The following is a 19,718-nucleotide window of genomic DNA, read 5'->3' on the forward strand; positions in this document are numbered from 1 at the left end:
AGTACGGCTGATATTTTGCAGATTTGGCTGATATTCAAGAACCGCGGCTGATATTCCTAAATGCCGCTTCTAAAAGACTACCCAAATTTTACTGAAGACTATGTAAACCGAGCAATCTGATAAACAAATCGTAGTTTCTACCTAATATACGCAAAAAGAGCAGGCTCTTGAGCCCACTCCCCTTACCAAACAAACTCTATCATATTCCCATTAAATAAATTCGTATCTATATTACAGGTTTCCCCGTCAATTGCATATTGCCAGCCAAGTGTTTTAGCATTTTCAGGTCCTTCTGGATTGAATTCTGGTGCATCATCTTTCGTGGTTATGTCTTTTTGAGGGTGTGCTGTCCACACGATGGTGTTTTCGATTGGAGCTTTTTCCATAGAATTATAGGCATTTAGCAATTCGCTATCTTCACTAAAGACACCGTAGACACCAGGCTCATAGTTTGAGTCTGCTAGTGTCGTATACCATCCTTCTATGAATGCTGCATCAACTGGATAATTTGGCTCGATATCAACAAAAATTGCAACACCTTCTGGAATTTCCAGGTCGTTAGCCATTGAAATTGCCTGTTTGGCATGTTCTACACCACTATCATTGCCACGAGCATCCTCCACATGATTGTAGATTACTAGAATCTTAATATCATTGTCATGTAAAAGTTTTACCTCATTGGAATCTAAACCTGCTGAGATATCCTCTTTTTCACCTAGATAGCGTCCCCATATAACCGGCTTTCCATAATTGTCGACTACACAACCAAGGAATTCTTTATCGGTATAGCTCGCAGAATCAACACCCCAATGGATTTCTTTGCTTTTATCCTCTTTGTTTGCTTCATCATCCTTATCCTTGTCCTTTTCTTTGTTCTTATCTTCGTTATCGGATTCACTGTCTTCGTTATTCTTATCCTTTTCCTCTGTATTGGGATCTTTTGCATTATCCATAGGTTCTTGTGGATTGTAAATGGATAGTATCAGAATGGGGATGGCGATGACAATAAACAAACTAATCAGGGTGATTAGTTCATACTTTCTCATGGGTTAAACCTCCCTTCAGACCCTTATGCTATTTTATTGTTGATGGGTTCAAAGGGTGTGGGCGTATAGATTAACAGAAATACTTGAAAATTTTGGCAGGAAAATAAGAGGTTTTTGTCGAATTTAGCTAGAAGGAGTAGTAATGAGGTGAATGAGTATGAGTAAAGATAATGCCGCACGCACGTTTTTATTGAATAAATTAAATTTTTTACGGATAGATGAACTGGAACTGTTGGATAAACAGAGGAACGAATTTGATGAGTTGTATGAAAAATATGTAGTAAATGGTGTAGGAGATGAAATTCCTTACACCTTGGCTGAGGGGAAGTATTTATTCTTAACTTATCTTATAGAGGAAAGGAACATTCTTGTTCATGGATCGAATAATCCGAATGTAAACGTATTTGAGCCTAGGGAATCGACGTTATTTTCAGGTGAAAACGTTAGAGCGGTTTTTGCTTCATCTGATGCAACTTGGTCTATATTTTTTGCTGTTATTAACAGAAAAGAATATTCTGGTTCGGGCTCATTGCGGAATGTTTGTGTAACAGCCCGAACGGAAAAAGGGACAAAACGATACTATTACTTTTCACTGAACAAGGATTTTAACGGTAAGTTATGGACGAACGGTATGATTTATTTGTTTCCAAAGGAACGCTTTAAACCTGGTGGGGCAAAGAATGAATGGATTACAAAAGATGTGGTATCTCCACTTGCGAAAATCCGTGTTTCACCGGAGGATTTTTTATTTCGAAATTCCATTTTAAGACATCATGAGAACACATCTCATATTAAAAATTTGATTAGGCATTTATTTATTCCAAAATGGAAAAGGAAGTAAGCTATGGAAAGAATTCAGAAAATACGTAAAGAAGAAAAAGTATATCATGATTACTGCTATGAGAATTATCGATTGTTTGAATCTGGTACCTGGTTACATAAACCAGTTAAGACAGTAATGGACATACTTCCAGCATTCGAAGATTATGAATCGGTTAATGTCTTAGACTTAGGAAGTGGAGTAGGACGAAATAGCATTCCAATTGCAGGTTGGTTGCGAGAGTCGGGGAAAACAGGGCAAGTAGTCTGTGTTGATTTGCTAGATTCAGCGATAGAAAAATTAACGCGATACAGTAAAGAGTTTGATGTAACCAACATTATTCATCCGATTAAATCATCCATAGAAAGTTTCGTGATACCAGAAAGTTCCTATGATTTGATTGTAGCGGTTTCTAGTATAGAGCATGTGGAATCAGAAGCGGCACTGGGAACAGTTCTTAAGAATATGGCAAAAGGGACAAAGTCTGGTGGCATTACCTGTATCATTATTAATTCAGAAATTCAGGAAATAGATATGGGAACTGGCGAGCAGCTAGAAGTAAATGTTGAGGTTAACATCTCGACACAAAATATGCAGCGTATCTTGCAAAAGGAATTCTCTGGGTGGACTGAAACAAAAAGTCTTGTAAAGTTATTAAAATACAAAATTACTAGAGATCATAGAGAAGTTCTTATGAAAACAAATGCTATTACATACGTAGTAAAAAAACAGGGGTGAACTAACGTGGAAAAATGGAAAAAACTATCGTCCGATTATGTATTCAAATCACCATTTGGGAATTTGAGAAGAGATAAGATTGAATTACCAGATGGCAATTTAATCGATACATATTTTGTGAATGAATATGATGACTGGGTTAATGCAATTGTACTGACAAAGGATCATCATATTGTATTGGTAAGACAGTATAGGCATGCAGCACAGGACTTCTTTTTAGAGATACCTGCTGGAAAGCCTGAGGGGAATGAATCCCATGCGGAGGCTATTGTTCGAGAAGTGAGAGAGGAAACTGGATATACGACTGAGCTTGAGCCAATCAAATTAGGGGAGTTTTTTGTCAATCCAGCAACACAAACTAATAAGGTGATCACCTACTTGCTTCTAGATTCGTATCGAGCTTTTGAACAGGATTTAGACCCGACGGAGTTCATTGATGTACATGTAGTGGAACTGGATGATATGGATAAGTTGATAGCAACTGGTGAGATTAATCAGTTATTTACAGCAAGTGCTTATTATATGGTGAAATCATTTTTGATGAATCGCTTAAAGGAGAAGTAGGTATGACTTCAGTTTATGTTAATTGGGGAGTAGGATTAATGAAATTAACTTGGAAGCAAGATTATGTACCTCCATTGGATTTAATTACAAGTGTTCATGGATTTTGCTTTTACGAGGGGAAGGTTCTACTTGTAGATTTAAATCATCGTGGATGGGACATACCAGGTGGCCATATGGAAGAAGGTGAAAGCCCCGAACTATGCTTTAAACGAGAAGCGATGGAGGAAGGATATGTGGAAGGTGACTGTAAGCTACTTGGAGCAGTTGAGATAGACCACCATGATAATCAGAATTGGGATGAGTCAAGTAAATATCCTATCGTGGGTTATCAATTATTCTATCGAATGGATATTAAAACGATTCATCCATTTGGTGGGGAATTTGAATCTGATAGAAGGACATTTATTGAAACAGATAATATTAAACAATATATTGACGTAGATGACGTCCGTCAAGCAATGCTAGATTATGCGTTGCAATTAGAAGTAAGGAACTGAAACTAAATAGGGGGATACAACATGAAATTATACTGTGACTTTAAAAAAGAGGATTGGATGGGGGCATTAAAGCTTTCTGAACAAAACATCCCACAATCTTTTATTTTACATGGCGAATGGGATCATCAAGAAAACCTGGAGCTTTGGAGAAACATATTAACCGATCAAGAAAAGCAATCTGATTGGAATACGGTCATTGGAAATATTAATGAAACAAGAATTGGTTTTTCTAATGTATTTGGTGGACCTTCAGCAGCAATTACTGCACATCGTTATGCCATACTTGGAACGGAGAAATTCATCCAAACTGGCTACTTTGGAGGCTTGTCCCATGATATTCAATATGGCGACATTCTTATTGTTACGGGTGCATATATGGAGGATGGTGTTTCAGAGTGGTATTTACCTAGGGAAACAATGGTATATGCGGACCATCAGCTAGTGGAGGCAGCTATAAACTTCTGTGAGAAAAAAGGCTATCCGTTTGTAACTGGTTCTGTCATGTCAACAAGTGCCATGTACATGGAAACGACAGAACTAGTAAAAAGTTGGGCCGAGGATGGTCATCTTGGGGTGGATATGGAAACAGCGACGACTTTTGCTATTGCCAAATACTTTAATCGTAAAGCTATTGGACTATTAAATTTATCCGACCATATTATTCAGGGAGAAACTTTTTATACTAGGCCAGAAGAGTTAGATAGACTAATGGATGAGACAGATAGAAGGATACGTGAGCTGGCACTATATTTGGCTTCATTGGAAATTTAAAAAGATTTGGAAGGATTCCCTCTGTAAGCCATAGTCTAACAGGGGGATTTTATATAAGATTATCTACTTTTAATTTTTCTTTGAAAATTATCAGATAGCAAACAGGAGTTTCTTCATTATACTTTATTAGATGTTATAATATTTACAATGTTCATATTTAATGAAGGGTGGAGAGGGCTATGACGAACGATTTTTATTGTGATCAAGTCTTAAGTGGTAAAACAGAAGTTGAAAAAGTATATGAGACGGAGAATGTCTTAGCGTACTATCATACACGTCCATATTACCAGGTACATATCGTTGCAATTCCAAAAAAACATATCCTTTCTTTAACGAAAATGGAAGATGCTGATCAGGAAATATTGATGGAATTGATGACGGTAATTCAAAAGGTAGCGGCAGACATTGAAGAAAAATATGGTGCATGTAGAGTAATCACTAATTTAGGAAACTATCAAGAATCGAAACACTTACATTGGCATATTGTATCGGGTGATAAACAAAAATGATGGAGGAAATAAAAATATGAATTTTAATAACTTCTCAGCTGCTCAAGTCCGCATTGCTAGACCAACAGATAACTATGATGAAGTGATTGATTTCTATGAAAATGGATTAGGTTTAAAAAGATTGACTGATTTTACGGGACATAGGGGATATACAGGGGTAATCTATGGGTTACCAGGCGCATCCTATCACCTAGAATTCACCAAGCATGTCGATGGTTCCCCTTGCCCAGCACCGACAAAAGATAATTTACTAGTATTTTATATTCCAAGTCAAGATGAAATAACAATGGTAAAAGAGAGACTTAGTCGAATGGGGTACCCTGAGGTTGAACCGGAAAATGGCTATTGGGAAGAAAAAGGAGTTACCATTGAAGACCCAGACGGATGGCGTATTGTTTTGATGAACTCAGAAGGAATTTAATGACTGGATAAGTATACTCACATAATAAACTTTTTAGGAGAATTTATGATTAAGAAATATACGACAGCAGATGAAGATAAACTTAAAAAATTAATTACCACTTTAAACGTAGATTCTGATAGTTTGTATCTAACTAAAAGTCCAAACTATATCTGCTCTTATGCAGCCTATGAGAAAGAAGAAATGGTTGCTCTTATTGTTGCTTGGAAAAGTAGCTTTCACCCGTTTTGTACCTATTTTAAGATTATTTCTCACCCTGAGTATACAGCTTTAGGAGAACTAATAGCAGAAGTAGAACAGAATGGGATGGCGTATCCATTGCAGACTGGAGTTGATGAAGGTACGGTTCTCGACCACTACTATCTGGAACAAGATTTTGATTTAATTCGCAAAACGTATTTACCTAAAATTAATCTATCAAATTCACCTGGAATTTTTTCTATGCCAAATAATGTTAAAACAATTCATGAAATTTCTTCCAACGCTACGCTTGTAACTAACCTAGTAAGTCTTGTAAAAAGAATTTATGAAGAAACGCATACTGTTAATCCAGTGGCAGAATTTGAACTGGAAAAATGGAGAGAAATGATATTTGCAGAGGATTTGTTAGCGGAAGGTAGCTATGTCTGCCTAGATAAAAGTGGGGAAGAAGTTTTAGCGTATTCATTTCTACATGAAGCAGAAACCAATGATACCGTTGAATTAGGCTGGGTCGGGTCTAGAACAATATTCGAAATGGAGTACATAATTTCGTTAGTTGGACTACAAATGGCTTATGCAAAACAAAAAGGTTATCAGTTCATGGAAGGTGAGTTTGATACTACGGATCCATATGCAATGAATGTATTGAGTCACTTTACCATTCCAATAAACTCTGTTTTGAATACGTATCAAAAAAAGAGTTAAAAGTACCAAAGGGATTAGGGCGGTTTGATGAAAGAAATAGTTCAAGGGGGATATGTAGAATGGGCTCAAGAATCATGCACTTAATTATTGCAAATCAAATTGCAGAAAAAATTAACATACAAGATAAACATGCTTTTTTTATTGGGGGAGTTGCGCCAGACGCCGTATACCCTAAAGGGAAATCACATTTTTTCGTGGGACACGAAAGGGATTATACGACAACAGTTGAATTTGAAAAGTTTCTAAATAAATATCCTAAAACGGATTATGTTCTTGGATACTACACCCACCTTATCGCCGATTATGTATGGGTAAAAGGGTTTTATCAAGGTTGGTTGAAAAACCGAATAGATGCTGATCATTCACTTCTTGCAAGATATCACGAAGATTTCAGATTATTAAATGCCAAATTACTTTATCATTACCAATTGGATTCTAGTATCCTTGATAACCTCAACTTTAATAATGTTCAAGATTTGGATGAGGTGAAGGGTGAAGATGTACAAGCATTTTTTCCTTATGTGAAGGAAGATATGAATTATCCTAAAGAACATCTTGAGGAAGAGCTTCAGGTCTTTACCCTTTTACAAATTGTGGGTTATGTAGAGACGTGTGTTGAACGTGGTCTACTTAAACTTCGTGCATTAGGTGTGGAATGATGGAAATTAGAACGATCTCACTAGAAAAATTAGAGCTTCAACAAATTGCACGTCTATACCATGAAGTGTGGGGAGGAGAGCGTGATGATTTTTTAAATCGGTTCAAACGTCATGCTTCCTATCCTGAATTTTAAGGGATAGTTGCTATGGATGAAAATGCTGTTATTGGTTTTGCTTATGGTTATACATCAACTCCAGGACAGTTTTATCATGATTTACTTCGAATGTCACTTGAAAATTCTAACCAAGAATCGTGGCTTGAGGATTGCTTGGAATTTGTAGAGCTTGCCGTTCATCCGAATCACAGAAGAAAAAAACTAGGACAAGAACTGGTGGCAACATTACTTGAAGATTCTCAAAATCAAACAGCAATATTAACTACACAAAAAAATAATACCTCAGCCTTATTGCTGTATGAAAAGTTAAACTGGGAAGTACTTGAACATAATTTCAAACTCGGGGAGACAACCGAACCATATATTATTATGGGAAAAAAGCTAAACCATTAACTAACAGGAGCTAATAACAATGTTAAAATACACAATAGCCTTTATCAAACGTGGCAACGAAATTCTATTATTAAACCGAGAAGCTTCTTCATGGATGGGTAGTTGGAATGGTGTTGGAGGGAAGCTTGAAGAAGACGAGTCTCCAACAGAATGCATCTTACGGGAAATTCGAGAAGAAACAGGAATTATACTCCAGGATGTAACCTTCAAAGGAACGGTAACTTGGAACGTTGATAGTAAATATCACAACGGTATGTATGCATTTATAGCTGAAGTCCCAGACTCTTATGAGTATTTTACCCCAATTAAAACGGATGAAGGAATCTTAGACTGGAAGAAAATAGATTGGATTCTACACCCGGAGAATACTGGCGTTGCTAATTTGCATTACTTTTTGAGAGAAATGATTCAAGAAAATCATGCTTATGATTATCATTTCGTATATAAAGATAAACGAGTAGAACATTTTGTCCAAAGAAAGCTAGTAGATTTAGTTGATAGTTAGGAAAGTATTAAAGCTTTCCGCTGACATAAGAAAAACCAACACATTCGTTTAAGTATGCGAATGCGAGTTTTTCTAAATACAATCTAGGGAGAACTGTTATGAATGGAACAGAGATTCTAAGCAAATTTGGTTTTAAAGTTACGAAAGAACCACAAAGTATTTACCCATTTTCACCAGTATATCGAGTAAAAAACGGAAATCAAGATGTAATTGTGAAAAGAACCCAAGGACGATCGGATAGTGTAATGTCCTATACAGAAATGTTAAAAGGAAATGGAATAAATGTTGTGACACCAGTAAGGTTAAAGGTCAAAAACCCTCAAAAAATCAAGGATGAAAATTTTGTAGTGTATCCATTTATCGATGGTACAGTTTACTCTGGAAAAGAACAGGAAATTTTCGAAGCTGGACAATTACTAGGGAAAATCCATAGTTTATCTCCAATTTCTAATACATATAACCTTTTGGAATATGATGTTTATGATTTTAATCGAGATGAGGTTATAGAGAGTATTGATGCAATATCCAATCATACAAAGAAAGCTAACATAGCGATTGATTTGGAGAGCTTACAAGAAGAATTATTAGAGAGTGTGGCATATCAAGATGAAATCCAGCGTGCAGGTTTGCCGCACGTCGCAACCCCTCACGATTATAAGGCGAATAATTTAATTTTGACACCAGATCCTTATTTAATTGATCCAGATAATGCAACATGGTTACCAAGAATCTTTGATCTTGCGCTTTCATTGTTACTTTTCCATAATGAGCATAAATGTGCTCCAGCACGTGTTTTTACGTCAGAGGAATGGGAAACGTTTCTTGATGGATATAAGATGTACGCGACCTTAACAGAACAAGAAAAAGTGTTTTGGGAGAAGGCGATGAGGCATGTCTTTCTTGACGAAGTGATGTGGTTGATGGCTGAATATGAAGAGGATTGGCAAAATCCAGCTCAGGCAAATCTTTTTCGTAGCTTGATAGAGATTCTACTTGATGGTTCTGACTTCTCTATAGGATAAGAGCATTACTCTTTGATTCAAGTGGATATCTAAAGCAAAAAGTTATTCATTTAATCTTCTTTTTATCCAACGTTTTGATAGTATAGAATTTAAAATTAAGGTAATAATTACTCACATTCGGATGCCCTTCAGAAAATGTGAGTTTTTCTTCCTGTCAGACTTCTTATGATTCAAATAGAGTCAATAGAAAATATAGAAAGGAATTTAAAATTGCCCATATTTTTGAGCCTTATGCCTGTACAAACATCAAGCAAACTTCTAACCTTTGGACCTAATATGCTAAATAAAATTGAAGTCTAGTTTTCTCCATTAAAGCTGCCTATTCTAATTGCTATGAAAGATGAGTTTAAGTGTACATTCATAATTGCTAGTTATTTTCCCATACTTCCAAATTCATAAAACTATGTAATCTATAATGAAGTTTCAGGGTAAGTGACATATAGGATAAGGTGGAATATGTAAAGTTAATCGCGAATTACTTAAATAATCCGCCTAGTTTTATGGGAAATCATTTAAAAAATATTCGAAACTTTGCCTTGTTATATTTACTTCCCAATTATTTGAAACCTTTTAGCCGCTTCAAACGTCTATATATAAGAGAACAAATTTGGATCTCTATAATACATAGTTAATTCCTCGTAAATTATTCCTAGTTAATAATGGAAGTATTATTTTTTATAATAGAGAAGAGATGGGCGAATCATGCTTTTTATAGGGAGGAGAAAATGAGAAAGTTACTGTCGATCTTGGTGATACTTGCTGTAGTTTTTTCATCGGGTTGTTCATCGAACACGTTGCAGGATGCTATAAGTGGTAGTGAATATGGTAAATATGAAAAACCAGAAATACTGTATCATGACGACGAAGTAGGGGTAGTAATTTTTTTAACAAAGAATGATACTGGTAATTTTATAATTTGCCGCAGTTCATATGAGAAGAATAGCCTCCAGCGTTATGTGCTGGATACAGATGATGATTATTCTATAGTAGTAGACATTGGTAAAAAGTCGGAATTTATTCAGCTAGATACAATCGGTAATAATACAGAAAGTCCTTTGAATATTGTTTGGGGCGGTGTTTTTCACTATCCTGGAGCTAAGCAAATTGCTTATGAGATTCATAGTGGAAACGAAATGATTGTTGAAAATCTTGTAGAAATTAATAAAAAGCATGTATTTGTAGATGTTTTATCAGAAGAGGTGGCGGAAACCTTCTCGCTTACTTTTGATGTGATGGATAAAGAAGGTAATATTTTGTACAGTTATAATTAAAAATACCCTTTGCAAATTTTGGCAAAGGGTATTTTTATTATTATTTTTCAGGTGTTTTTGTTAAATTTAGTTTTGGTTCTGATGGATCTATTGGTACTCGCTTAATAAAAAATGCAAGTATCAATGCAATGATAATAATCAATCCTGATACAAAGAAAGAAAAGTTGATCCCATTTAACATAGCTAGATTTTCGAGTTGCTTAGGAACATCTAATGTAGAATTGGGGTCTATCATATTCATATCAATAGGATCCTCACTTATCTCAGCAAGTCTTGACTCCATCCTCTTGTTCATTACAGTTACTAATAATGCAGATCCAATCGCACCAGATACCTGTGATAAGGTATTATTCATAGCGGTTCCATGTGGATAATCTTTCACTGGTAATTGGTTTAATCCATTTGTCATGACTGGCATATTTACCAAGGACATACCAAATGCACGGACTGAGAATACCAATGCAACTAATAAATATGGTGTTGTCATGGACAACTTACTGAATATAAATGTAGTTACAATCATGATGATTAGCCCAATAATGGCCATGTTCTTTGCACCGTGTTTATCGAAGAGTCTACCTGAAATAGGAGACATAATTCCCATTACAAGGGCACCAGGAAGCATTAATAAACCAGCTTCTGTTGGTGAGAATCCACGTACGGTTTGGATATAAAGTGGAATTAATATCATTCCTGAAAACAAAGCTAATGAAATCGTAATGGATATCGCTGATGATAGTGCAAACATTGGATATTTAAATATCCTAAATTCAAGTAGTGGTTCTTTGATACGATATTGACGAAAAATGAGTAATAAAAGTCCTATTGTTCCAGTAATGATAGTTCCGTAAACTAATGGATGATCCCATCCCATTTCTCCAGCTGAACTAAACCCATATAATAGTCCTCCAAAACCAATACTTGATAATATGATTGAGAGAACATCTAATTTGATTTTTGCTTGAGGTGTAAAGTTCTTGAGTCGGAAAATGGCGTAAACTAAAGACAAAATTGAAAAAGGTAGGACGACATTAAATAACATTCTCCAACTATAATGTTCTACTATAAATCCAGAAAGTGTCGGTCCTAGCGCTGGTGCAACAATCATAACGAGACCAAAGAATCCCATAACTTGACCACGTTTTTCAATTGGGAATGCGACTAACATAACATTCATTAATAATGGCATCATGATAGCAGATCCAGATGCTTGAATTAACCTAGCTATTAGCAGGATTGCGAATGTTGGAGATAAACTAGCTAGAAGTGTTCCTAGTGTAAACAGTCCCATTGCTGTTAAAAAAATACTACGATTCGTAAATCGTTGAATGAAGAAAGCACTAGCTGGAATTAGTATTCCATTCACAAGCATATACCCAGTTGCCAACCATTGGACGGTTGCTGGTCCTACTTGGAATTCCGTCATAATAGAAGGTAGTGCAACGTTTAGAAAGGTTTCATTTAATATTGCTACAAAGGCACCAACAAATAATATGGCAATGACGCCATAAGGGGCCTTTTGTTCTTGGGAAATATTTTCAGACATAGACACTCACCCTACTTTCTATTAACTAAATAAAAGCACTTAAGTATTTTATACCGTAAGTATAATTATTGCAACCTTTATTTTTGTTATTTGGAAAGTGTATTGATTTAAAAGGGTTTTTGGTGATAAAATAAATTATACTACTGTTCTAAAGGGTGGTTTTTGTGAGCGTTAATAAGCGAAAAGACAAGATTTTAGATGTTGCCCATCGTCTGTTTATTAAAAAGGGATTTCATGCAACATCGATTCAGGATATCTTAAATGCAGCAGAGATTTCTAAAGGAACTTTTTATAATTATTTTGGTTCAAAGAATGAATGCTTACTTGCAATATTGGAGAGTGTGCAAGAAGAAGGCGATCAAAAGAGAATGGGGCTTTTACAAGGGAAGTCTAAACAAGATGAAGAAATTTTTATCCAACAGATTGCGGTAAGAACTAATATAAATAGCAAGTATAATATGCTAATTTTATTTGAATCCCTTATGCATTTAGATGAGCCGATAATAAAAAACTTTTTTGATAATCAATATAGGAATGAAGTGCATTGGATTGCTACTCGAATTTGTGAAGTATACAGTCCAGAGGATTGTGACTATTCATTAGATCATGCAATTATGTTACTTGGAATGTTTCAACACTTTATGTATGTCTGGAAGATGGAAACAGGAGAGGAAATAGAGGCGGAAAAGGTTATTCAATTCATTTTAAATCGTATGAAACCAATCATTCAAGAACAAATCCAATCAAGCAAAAAGTTCTTTCCAGTAGATTGGTTTAGTCCCCAGTTGGATGATATTTCAAAAGAGGAAGTACTTACACAATTAGAAAAAAATATAGATAGTCTACTAGATAAGGCTACAATAGAGCAGATTGATTATATTAAGTTCCTCAAGGAAGAAATTCTATCAAATAATCCAAGAAAATTTCTAATTGAAAGTATAGTTCTATCTTTGACTAACATATTTGAGGAAACAGAAATGGAATATGAAGTTAAGAAGCTTGTGCAGTTAATTGAAAAGTATTTGAATAAAATTTGATGGATAAGGGGAATTTTAATGGGCTATGAGAAAGCTTTAGCAGCGTATATTGCTGCGACTAATACGCATGACTTTCAAAATGTTAGGAAGCTATTAGATGAAAGAGCGGTATATTGGTTTTCTGATAAAACCTGTGAATCACTTGCTGAAATTGGTCAATACTTTGAGAACGCTTGGAAAACCATTGAGGATGAGGTCTATCAAGCTACTGAAGTACAGTGGCTAATAACTGAAGAGAATACTGCTACTTGCATCTATACTTATCACTATGAGGGTTATTATAATGGAGAGTTTGTTCAAGGTAATGGACGTGCTACAAATGTTTTTAAGAATGTGGATGGAAACTGGAAGTTGGTTCATGAACATTTGAGTTCATTGGAGTAAGAAATTAGTGGAAGAGTTCTAAAAATGTTCACTTGAATTAGACAAGTTATAGGAGTAATATTTCTTTCGTGAATGTTACTTTTTTGGTAGTTAAGCAAGTGTAAAAATACTTTTCACACGCATAGAAAATTTAATACAAAGAGTGCTCTTCGTACTTAAGATAATTCGAGGAAGTAATTCTCCTCGCAAAGCTACATGAAGTCTAATCGAGCAGTCTCACGTGGAGTATCACAAGTAGTTGCTTCACTAGAGGACGAGCGAATGCGAGTTTTTCTAATATTGCTGGTGTCACAGCTGGTAGTGCACGTCACTCGTCATGACGGGGGGGAGGTTCATGTCCCCTCACTAGCACCATTTATCTGTAAAGGGAGAAGTACCCAAGTGGTTATAAGGGGACGCACTCGAAATGCGTTAGGGGTGGCAACACCTACGTGGGTTCGAATCCCACCTTCTCCGCCATGAAGATACATAATAAAATGAGCCGTATCTTTGTATAGTGATACGGCTTTTGTTTTATACTTTTTTGTCTTTAAGACTTTGAATATCTTGCATAGTAAGGCCAGTTAGTTTGATAATTTCATCTACTGGATAGTTTCCTTGAAGAAGCTTTCTACTAAATTCATAACTTGCTTCTAACTTTCCTTCTGCTCTTCCCTTTAATAATGCCTCTTTAGACCATTCTTTCTCTAAATCCTCTAAAACACATTCCCAGGTTGGAGATATTTTAACTTTTTCTATGTTCACTTTTATCGCCTCCTTAATATATTCTTTTATATCGTCTTTTAATCTTTGCTCTAGTGTTTCCGGTGTTTGGATTACATAATCGATGAAGTGAAATAATGCTGATAGGTATTGTCTGGATTTTTCTTTTTCTGGTGTAAAGCGTTTTAAAGCCTGGATCATCAAGTTACGCTTAAAAGTATACTTTTTTAAATCATTACCTTTAGCTTGACTAGCATATATTCCTGCTAATACAGCTGCAGCGAATGGATTGGATGAATTCTTAAGTTTTTCAGTGTTTTGTTCTTTGAAATTAAATACATTGTATTTGTATATAAGACTTGTACTGTAATAATGGTAATCATAATAATCTTGTTTGGGGTGTCTATTGCTGTTGGTTAGTAGTGCAATGGCATATATTTCGTGGTCATATCGGTCATAAATTCGATAAAAGTAATGGAACATGCGCTTCCGAAATTCATCATTAGCATTGTCTTGAACCTCTATGTGAATTAGTATCCACTTTTCTTTTCCGTTTATTAGTGGTGCTTTAACTAGTTGATCTGCCATTCTTCTGTTTTGTTTGCTAAAGAGTACATCTTGAAAATGCTCTTGCTGAATAAAATAAGGTGACTTAGAAAAATCTATTTCCTCATATAATTCTGGTGCGAAGAAAAGAATAAAGTCTTCAAACATTAGGCTAATCAAATTCTTCCATAGTCCATCGTAATCTGGATATTCATAATTCGTTGTTTCTTCAAGTATTACGGCATGTAGCATCCAATTCCACATCCTTTTTCTTTTTATTATATACGAACATACGTTTGCCATCAAGCGAATTATCGACAAATTTGAAACCTTTAGAGGATTTTTTGCGTAGTAGCTAGAATACTAGATTAGGAATTCTTTTTGGCAGAAGGTAGGTAAAAAATCTTTCCCGCGAACATAAGAAAAACTAAATCTTTTGCTTTGGACATAGCAAATGCAAGTTTTTCCAAGGAGTGATAATTATGATCCGCTTGCTAGAACCAACTGATGCAAAAAAATATTTAGAGTTACGTTTAGAAGCACTGAAAGAAAATCCAGAAGCTTTTGCAGCAAGTTATGATGAGTTAATTAGTAAAGTAAACCCATTGGAGCAATTTGAAAAAAGTATTGCACAAGCTACTCATTATAATTTTGGAGCTTTTAAAGATGAGAAACTAATTGGAATGGTTACATTACTTCCAGAAACAAAGGTAAATCTGAAACATAAGGCAAATATTTTTGCAATGTACGTAACTCCCGATGAGAGAGGTAATGGACTGGGAAAAGCACTTCTTGATGCAGCAATAAAACAAGCACGTGCAATTGATGGCATTTCAAGAGTTAACTTGTCTGTAGTGTCTATTAATCACGATGCAAAAGGCCTTTACCAAAAGTTTGGGTTTAAAAGTTACGGTTTGGAAGAAAAAGCATTAAAAGTAAAAAATGTATATTTTGATGAGGAGTATATGTCCTTGTCATTAAATGATGAGTAGAGGTGTGGATGTGGAATTTACAACTAGAAATATGATTGATGACTATGCGATTGACATTCTTGGTTGGAAATATGAAAAGCCATATGATTTATATAATAATGTCCTTTCAGGTGAAGCGATACTGGAATTAACGCGTCTTACGTATAAAGCAATTCTATCTGATGAGAAAGTAGTTGGTTTCTTTTGTACTGGTGAGGATGCGCAAGTTCCTGCGGGCCATGAAGTTGGCGCTTACGAGGATGATTGTATGGATATTGGTTTGGGATTGAGACCGGATTTAACTGGTAATGGGTTAGGGACTGAATTTTTTACATATATTTTAAAAGAACTCCGAAGTGAATATGAGGGGTGTATAAGATTAACAGTTGCTGATTTTAATAGTCGAGCGATTCATTTATATGAAAAGTTTAAATTTGTTAGAAAGCAAGAATTTTTACGAAATAAGATGAAGTTTATAGTAATGGTAAAGGAAGATTAAAGTGAAACTTGGTGGGATTAATCATCTGTTATTCTCAGTTTCTGATTTGGAAAAGTCGATAGAATTCTATAATAAAGTCTTTGATGCAAAATTGCTTGTCAAAGGTAGAAAAACTGCCTACTTTGATTTAAATGGATTATGGTTAGCATTAAATGAAGAAAAGGATATTCCTCGAAACGAGATACATCATTCTTATACACATATTGCTTTTACGGTGGCTGAAGATGAATTTGATGCTTGCGTTGAGCGGTTGAAAAGCCTAGGTATAACCATATTACCAGGTAGAGAAAGGGATGCTCGGGATAAGCAATCCATTTATTTTATTGATCCAGATGGGCATAAGTTTGAGTTTCATACAGGTACTTTACATGATCGATTAAAGTATTATCAGGAAGATAAACAGCATATGGAGTTTTTTGGTTGAGGTGTAGACCAATCGTATAGTTAATAGAGGATATGGATTCTTCTGTACAGGGAAAGATTATTAGTCTTTTAGTTTCTAACTTCATAGTTTTTCCTTCTTCCTATTGTTTTCTTATCCAAGGTATTTTGGCTTTAAGTTCTTTGAAGTATATTTTACAATAAAGTGAAACTTCAATCAGTGGGGGTTTTTCTACTTCCCCCACTGATTGTTGGTTGAACGAACCTCAGCTTTTTACTGGCTGTTGAGCCCCCACTTATAATTCTTGAATTTCACTCGAATTCCTCTCGTTTAGGGTCTTACAGCCAGTTAACCTGCTATAAAGGTAAATGAATTACAAGAAAATTAATTATAATTTTAAAGTTCATATCTGGAGGAAAAGCAAATGAATAAAACATTGAATTCATTTAATAAAATAATAGATGAAATAAAAAACTTAAAAGAAGTAGAAGTAGCCTACTTAACAGAACCAATTAGTGAAGGGAAATGGTCAATCCGAGAAATAATAGGTCATATTTACTATTGGGATAAGTTTAATTTAGAGGTAATGGTTCCTAAAATGGTTAATGGGGGAATTTTACCTGAGTTTCCGAATCATGACCTACATAATGCTGAAGGTGTCCAATATCTAAGAGGGCAATCAGTGGAATCTATTATAAGTATTTTCATTGAAACTAGAAAAATACTAGTTGAACATCTTACAAATGTTTCCGAAGAAACTAGATTTAGAATTGGTAAAGGGAAGCGCCAGTATTCAGTTGAAACATTTACGAAAATATTTTTAAACCATGATTTATATCATTTGAAACAAATTAATGAGAAATTAAATAAATAGTACGTACAGAGATTAAGAGGAGTGAATTGATTATACATACTTGCACAAGAAAAAAGGAACTCTAATCAAGTTCCTTTAATTGTTTTTACATGAGAATGTCTTTTTTACGAATACTGTAAACCGAAATTCAACATGAAATCCATAATATATACCAATTCTATTCTATTCAAACCCAAGTTGCTCAACCTGATCCATAAGGTTCGTAAAGCTTTCTATTGTTTGGTAGAACTGTGAATTTTCTATCTCCTCTATTGCAATTTCACCATTTTCTTGTACTTGATTGACTATGTCAAGAAGTTGGTCATTTTTTGCTAAAATATCATTGTGGATACCTTCTGCAATGGCAGGAACTTCAATTGTGTTAAATTCTTCAACCGTTCCTTCTAAATCTGTTAGTGTATTCTCTAACTCAGCAACATTCACATTACCTTCACCTAACACTTTTTGTACTTCTTCTGCAAAGATACTCATTTCATTTAGATATTCAGTTGTCTCTGTTGCGTAATTGATAGTATCCTGTGTTTCTTCTAGAAATCCACAACCAGAAATGAAGATGATTGTAGATAATACAAGTAAGGTAATTACTTTTTTCATATATAAACTCCTTTATTATTATAAAGTTCTGTACTTTAATCATAACATGTTTATATTTTTAATTCTTGTTAGGATAGTCTAATTATTGTTGCCAAAACTTTCTAGAAGAATACAACTAAAACAGTCCATAAGTTAAATGATCATCCCTTTTTTCTTAGCATCTGCATCTAAGCCTGATCCAATTGCTAAACCGATACTCATCCCGATGGGTATTCCTAATCCAATATTATCAAATATAACTAGCCCAAATACTACACCTAAACTTATTCCCATTGACATGTAAATACTTAGATAATGCCCACTTGTTACTAATTTGTGTCGCTTCTGCAAATGAGAACGGATATCTCCTAATGTTTTTTTATGTTGTTTAAAATCACTTTCTACAAGATGTTCTCGCTTATCGTTAAGCTGAATTATATGATTTTTGAAATAAATTAAATGCTGAAGACATTCCTCACAATCAGATGAGAAGGAACCCAATCTGTGAATAACTCGTTTACACTTATCTAATTCAAGTTGTTTAGTAACTTGATCGTCAACTGAATTTCTTATTTCTTCAAGAATGTTGTAAAGTTTATCAATCCGTTTACTATCCATTGTTCAACCTCCATAAAAGATTACTTATTAAATATTACGGGAGTCATAAAATTTAGTTTCGTTTTTTACTGTATTTACAATATAATTCATTCTTTATGTCACGAATCCATCTACTAAATCGTTTTATTAGTAAAAGTGGAATGGAGTTGTATGACATGAAGAAAATGACTTGTGTTGTAATAGGCGGGGGATATGCAGGGATTCATGCGATAAAGGCTATACAGAAAAATATAGGAAGGAACCAGTCCATTCGAATTATCTTGATTGATCCAAATCCTTATCATATTAAAAAGGTTCTTCTATTCAAACCTGCAGTTGAAAAGGAGACTATCAAAATTCCTTGGAATAGAATTTTTACATCTAATGTAGAGATTATTCAAGGATATGTAACGATGATTAATCACAAGGAAAAGAGTATTATATGTCAACATGCATTGGGAGAAGAACAACTAATGTACGATAATTTGGTAATTACTGTTGGAAGTTGTTTTCAAAAGAGTGATCCAAATACAGGGGGGATTTCACTTTCTAGTCCTGAGAATGGGGAATTAATCTTTAACCAATGGAATGAAAATTTGGCACTTGCATCAAAGGCGAATAATCAAGAAGAAAGGAAAAAATTAATGGCTGCAACTGTAATTGGAGCAGGAATTAGTGGAATTGAAACTTCTGCAGCTCTAGCTGAACAAATGAGAAAAGTAGCTACTATTAAAGGTCTTAATCCTAAGGAAGTTACGGTTTTATTAATCAACTCAAAAAATATTCTGTTCGATGAAGGACCTGGTAAGTTAGGAATAATGTTGGAAGAAAGACTTTTTCAACAAGGTGTTCAAGTTATTCACAATGCCAAGGCTATATGTGAAAAAAACGGAATAGTGGAACTAGATAATGGTCAACGTATTCCATCTGGCTTAAGTGTCTGGACTATTGGATTAATCCCCAATCCAATTTTATCCTCATGGGACATTCCTTTAACAACGGATGGTAGAGTGAAAGTGGATGAATCTTATCGGGTTAAAGAGAGTATAGGAATCTATTGTATTGGAGACTGTGCACGAATTGTTAACCCTAGGACTGGTGTTGAGGATCAAATGACCTGTAAAGAAGCAACCGTTCAAGCCAGAAGATTAGGTAAAATTATAAAAGCAGATATTCTCCATAAAAGATCTCCTATCCATAAAACGGCAATTACAACATATTGTTTTGGTCTTGGAGAAAAACAAGGTTTAGTCTGGGTGGAGTTGCCAAAAATAAATATTTATTTATCTGGAAAATTAGGCTTTTGGATAAGAAAGCTAACCTGGGATATAGCAAGTTTGGTAAAATAATAGATATTGGTTCATTAGGA

26 protein-coding genes and 2 tRNA genes are annotated in these 19,718 nt (G+C 34.8%); 23 read left to right on the forward strand and 5 right to left on the reverse strand.

The genetic code is table 11. The annotated features are described in order from the left end of the window. Window positions 1–182: 182 nt before the first annotated feature. Complete coding sequence (locus tag K332_RS0120615; protein ID WP_026909178.1) at window positions 183–1,046, reverse strand: glycoside hydrolase domain-containing protein; 864 nt, start codon at window positions 1,044–1,046, stop codon at window positions 183–185. 157 nt (window positions 1,047–1,203) lie between these two features. On the opposite strand from K332_RS0120615, the gene K332_RS23055 reads away from it, so the two are divergent. The 14 genes from K332_RS23055 (at window position 1,204) to K332_RS0120680 (ending at window position 10,238) form a co-directional block, all read left to right on the forward strand. Beyond that, the gene (locus tag K332_RS23055; protein ID WP_051359566.1) at window positions 1,204–1,887 is read left to right on the forward strand and encodes a hypothetical protein; all 684 of its coding nucleotides are present in this window, start codon (window positions 1,204–1,206) and stop codon (window positions 1,885–1,887) included. A gap of 3 nt (window positions 1,888–1,890) precedes the next feature. Beyond that, window positions 1,891–2,604, forward strand: a complete 714-nt coding sequence (locus K332_RS0120625; RefSeq protein ID WP_026909179.1) for a class I SAM-dependent methyltransferase — start codon at window positions 1,891–1,893, stop codon at window positions 2,602–2,604. A gap of 6 nt (window positions 2,605–2,610) precedes the next feature. Beyond that, a complete protein-coding gene (locus K332_RS0120630; RefSeq protein WP_026909180.1) occupies window positions 2,611–3,168 on the forward strand; it encodes an NUDIX hydrolase in 558 nt (185 codons plus the stop codon). Window positions 3,169–3,170: 2 nt separating this feature from the next. Then, complete coding sequence (locus tag K332_RS0120635; protein WP_026909181.1) at window positions 3,171–3,665, forward strand: NUDIX hydrolase; 495 nt, start codon at window positions 3,171–3,173, stop codon at window positions 3,663–3,665. 21 nt (window positions 3,666–3,686) lie between these two features. Further along, entirely contained in the window at window positions 3,687–4,436 is a 750-nt protein-coding gene (locus tag K332_RS0120640; protein ID WP_026909182.1) for a nucleoside phosphorylase, read from the forward strand. A gap of 179 nt (window positions 4,437–4,615) precedes the next feature. Continuing rightward, the gene (locus tag K332_RS0120645; protein ID WP_026909183.1) at window positions 4,616–4,945 is read left to right on the forward strand and encodes an HIT family protein; all 330 of its coding nucleotides are present in this window, start codon (window positions 4,616–4,618) and stop codon (window positions 4,943–4,945) included. A gap of 16 nt (window positions 4,946–4,961) precedes the next feature. Further along, entirely contained in the window at window positions 4,962–5,366 is a 405-nt protein-coding gene (locus tag K332_RS0120650) for a VOC family protein (RefSeq protein WP_026909184.1), read from the forward strand. 45 nt (window positions 5,367–5,411) lie between these two features. Further along, on the forward strand, window positions 5,412–6,272 hold the full coding sequence (locus K332_RS0120655; RefSeq protein WP_026909185.1) for a hypothetical protein: 861 nt from the start codon (window positions 5,412–5,414) through the stop codon (window positions 6,270–6,272). A gap of 59 nt (window positions 6,273–6,331) precedes the next feature. Continuing rightward, window positions 6,332–6,931 carry a zinc dependent phospholipase C family protein gene (locus K332_RS0120660; protein WP_026909186.1) on the forward strand — a complete coding sequence of 200 codons (600 nt, stop codon included), beginning with the start codon at window positions 6,332–6,334 and terminating at the stop codon, window positions 6,929–6,931. Next, window positions 6,931–7,065 (forward strand): hypothetical protein, encoded by a 135-nt coding sequence (locus K332_RS24755; RefSeq protein WP_281170938.1) that lies wholly within the window; start codon window positions 6,931–6,933, stop codon window positions 7,063–7,065. The genes K332_RS0120660 and K332_RS24755 overlap by 1 nt, the downstream gene beginning before the upstream one ends. A gap of 12 nt (window positions 7,066–7,077) precedes the next feature. Continuing rightward, window positions 7,078–7,440 carry a GNAT family N-acetyltransferase gene (locus K332_RS23060; RefSeq protein WP_051359567.1) on the forward strand — a complete coding sequence of 121 codons (363 nt, stop codon included), beginning with the start codon at window positions 7,078–7,080 and terminating at the stop codon, window positions 7,438–7,440. A 19-nt stretch (window positions 7,441–7,459) separates the two neighbouring features. Beyond that, the gene (locus K332_RS0120670) at window positions 7,460–7,945 is read left to right on the forward strand and encodes an NUDIX hydrolase (protein WP_026909187.1); all 486 of its coding nucleotides are present in this window, start codon (window positions 7,460–7,462) and stop codon (window positions 7,943–7,945) included. Window positions 7,946–8,043: 98 nt separating this feature from the next. Then, window positions 8,044–8,967 (forward strand): phosphotransferase, encoded by a 924-nt coding sequence (locus K332_RS0120675; RefSeq protein WP_026909188.1) that lies wholly within the window; start codon window positions 8,044–8,046, stop codon window positions 8,965–8,967. A gap of 725 nt (window positions 8,968–9,692) precedes the next feature. Then, on the forward strand, window positions 9,693–10,238 hold the full coding sequence (locus tag K332_RS0120680) for a hypothetical protein (RefSeq protein WP_026909189.1): 546 nt from the start codon (window positions 9,693–9,695) through the stop codon (window positions 10,236–10,238). Between the two features lie 40 nt (window positions 10,239–10,278). Here the strand turns inward: K332_RS0120680 and K332_RS0120685 are convergent, their stop codons facing one another. Beyond that, on the reverse strand, window positions 10,279–11,784 hold the full coding sequence (locus K332_RS0120685) for a DHA2 family efflux MFS transporter permease subunit (protein WP_026909190.1): 1,506 nt from the start codon (window positions 11,782–11,784) through the stop codon (window positions 10,279–10,281). A 164-nt stretch (window positions 11,785–11,948) separates the two neighbouring features. Between K332_RS0120685 and K332_RS0120690 the strand changes: the two genes are divergently transcribed. From K332_RS0120690 to K332_RS0120705, 4 genes are all read left to right on the forward strand, one after another. Further along, window positions 11,949–12,821, forward strand: a complete 873-nt coding sequence (locus K332_RS0120690) for a TetR/AcrR family transcriptional regulator (RefSeq protein ID WP_036689509.1) — start codon at window positions 11,949–11,951, stop codon at window positions 12,819–12,821. A gap of 18 nt (window positions 12,822–12,839) precedes the next feature. Continuing rightward, window positions 12,840–13,205 (forward strand): YybH family protein, encoded by a 366-nt coding sequence (locus tag K332_RS0120695; RefSeq protein WP_026909192.1) that lies wholly within the window; start codon window positions 12,840–12,842, stop codon window positions 13,203–13,205. 281 nt (window positions 13,206–13,486) lie between these two features. Continuing rightward, window positions 13,487–13,559 (forward strand) — tRNA-Thr (locus tag K332_RS0120700). 13 nt (window positions 13,560–13,572) lie between these two features. Next, window positions 13,573–13,664, forward strand: a tRNA-Ser gene (locus tag K332_RS0120705). 54 nt (window positions 13,665–13,718) lie between these two features. On the opposite strand, the gene K332_RS0120710 is transcribed toward K332_RS0120705, so the two are convergent. Then, window positions 13,719–14,705, reverse strand: a complete 987-nt coding sequence (locus K332_RS0120710; RefSeq protein WP_026909193.1) for an RpnC/YadD family protein — start codon at window positions 14,703–14,705, stop codon at window positions 13,719–13,721. 230 nt (window positions 14,706–14,935) lie between these two features. On the opposite strand from K332_RS0120710, the gene K332_RS0120715 reads away from it, so the two are divergent. The 4 genes from K332_RS0120715 to K332_RS0120730 all read left to right on the forward strand — a co-directional run bounded on the left by K332_RS0120715 (window position 14,936) and on the right by K332_RS0120730 (window position 17,179). Further along, entirely contained in the window at window positions 14,936–15,445 is a 510-nt protein-coding gene (locus tag K332_RS0120715; protein WP_026909194.1) for a GNAT family N-acetyltransferase, read from the forward strand. A 10-nt stretch (window positions 15,446–15,455) separates the two neighbouring features. Then, window positions 15,456–15,923 carry a GNAT family N-acetyltransferase gene (locus tag K332_RS0120720; RefSeq protein WP_026909195.1) on the forward strand — a complete coding sequence of 156 codons (468 nt, stop codon included), beginning with the start codon at window positions 15,456–15,458 and terminating at the stop codon, window positions 15,921–15,923. Between the two features lies 1 nt (window position 15,924). Then, window positions 15,925–16,347, forward strand: coding sequence for a metallothiol transferase FosB (gene fosB / locus K332_RS0120725; RefSeq protein ID WP_026909196.1), 423 nt, complete (start codon window positions 15,925–15,927; stop codon window positions 16,345–16,347). A gap of 382 nt (window positions 16,348–16,729) precedes the next feature. Further along, a complete protein-coding gene (locus K332_RS0120730) occupies window positions 16,730–17,179 on the forward strand; it encodes a DinB family protein (RefSeq protein ID WP_026909197.1) in 450 nt (149 codons plus the stop codon). Window positions 17,180–17,341: 162 nt separating this feature from the next. Here K332_RS0120730 and K332_RS0120735 read toward each other — a convergent pair whose 3' ends face one another. Continuing rightward, a complete protein-coding gene (locus tag K332_RS0120735) occupies window positions 17,342–17,773 on the reverse strand; it encodes a DUF6376 family protein (RefSeq protein ID WP_026909198.1) in 432 nt (143 codons plus the stop codon). 132 nt (window positions 17,774–17,905) lie between these two features. Next, window positions 17,906–18,370: a glycine zipper domain-containing protein gene (locus K332_RS24625; protein ID WP_026909199.1), complete on the reverse strand. Its 465-nt coding sequence runs from the start codon at window positions 18,368–18,370 to the stop codon at window positions 17,906–17,908. A gap of 155 nt (window positions 18,371–18,525) precedes the next feature. Between K332_RS24625 and K332_RS0120745 the strand changes: the two genes are divergently transcribed. Continuing rightward, complete coding sequence (locus K332_RS0120745) at window positions 18,526–19,698, forward strand: NAD(P)/FAD-dependent oxidoreductase (RefSeq protein ID WP_026909200.1); 1,173 nt, start codon at window positions 18,526–18,528, stop codon at window positions 19,696–19,698. Window positions 19,699–19,718: the final 20 nt, after the last annotated feature.

The organism is Paucisalibacillus globulus DSM 18846, assembly GCF_000482485.1.
In the GTDB taxonomy this organism is placed as follows: Bacteria; Bacillota; Bacilli; order Bacillales; family Amphibacillaceae; genus Ornithinibacillus; species Ornithinibacillus globulus.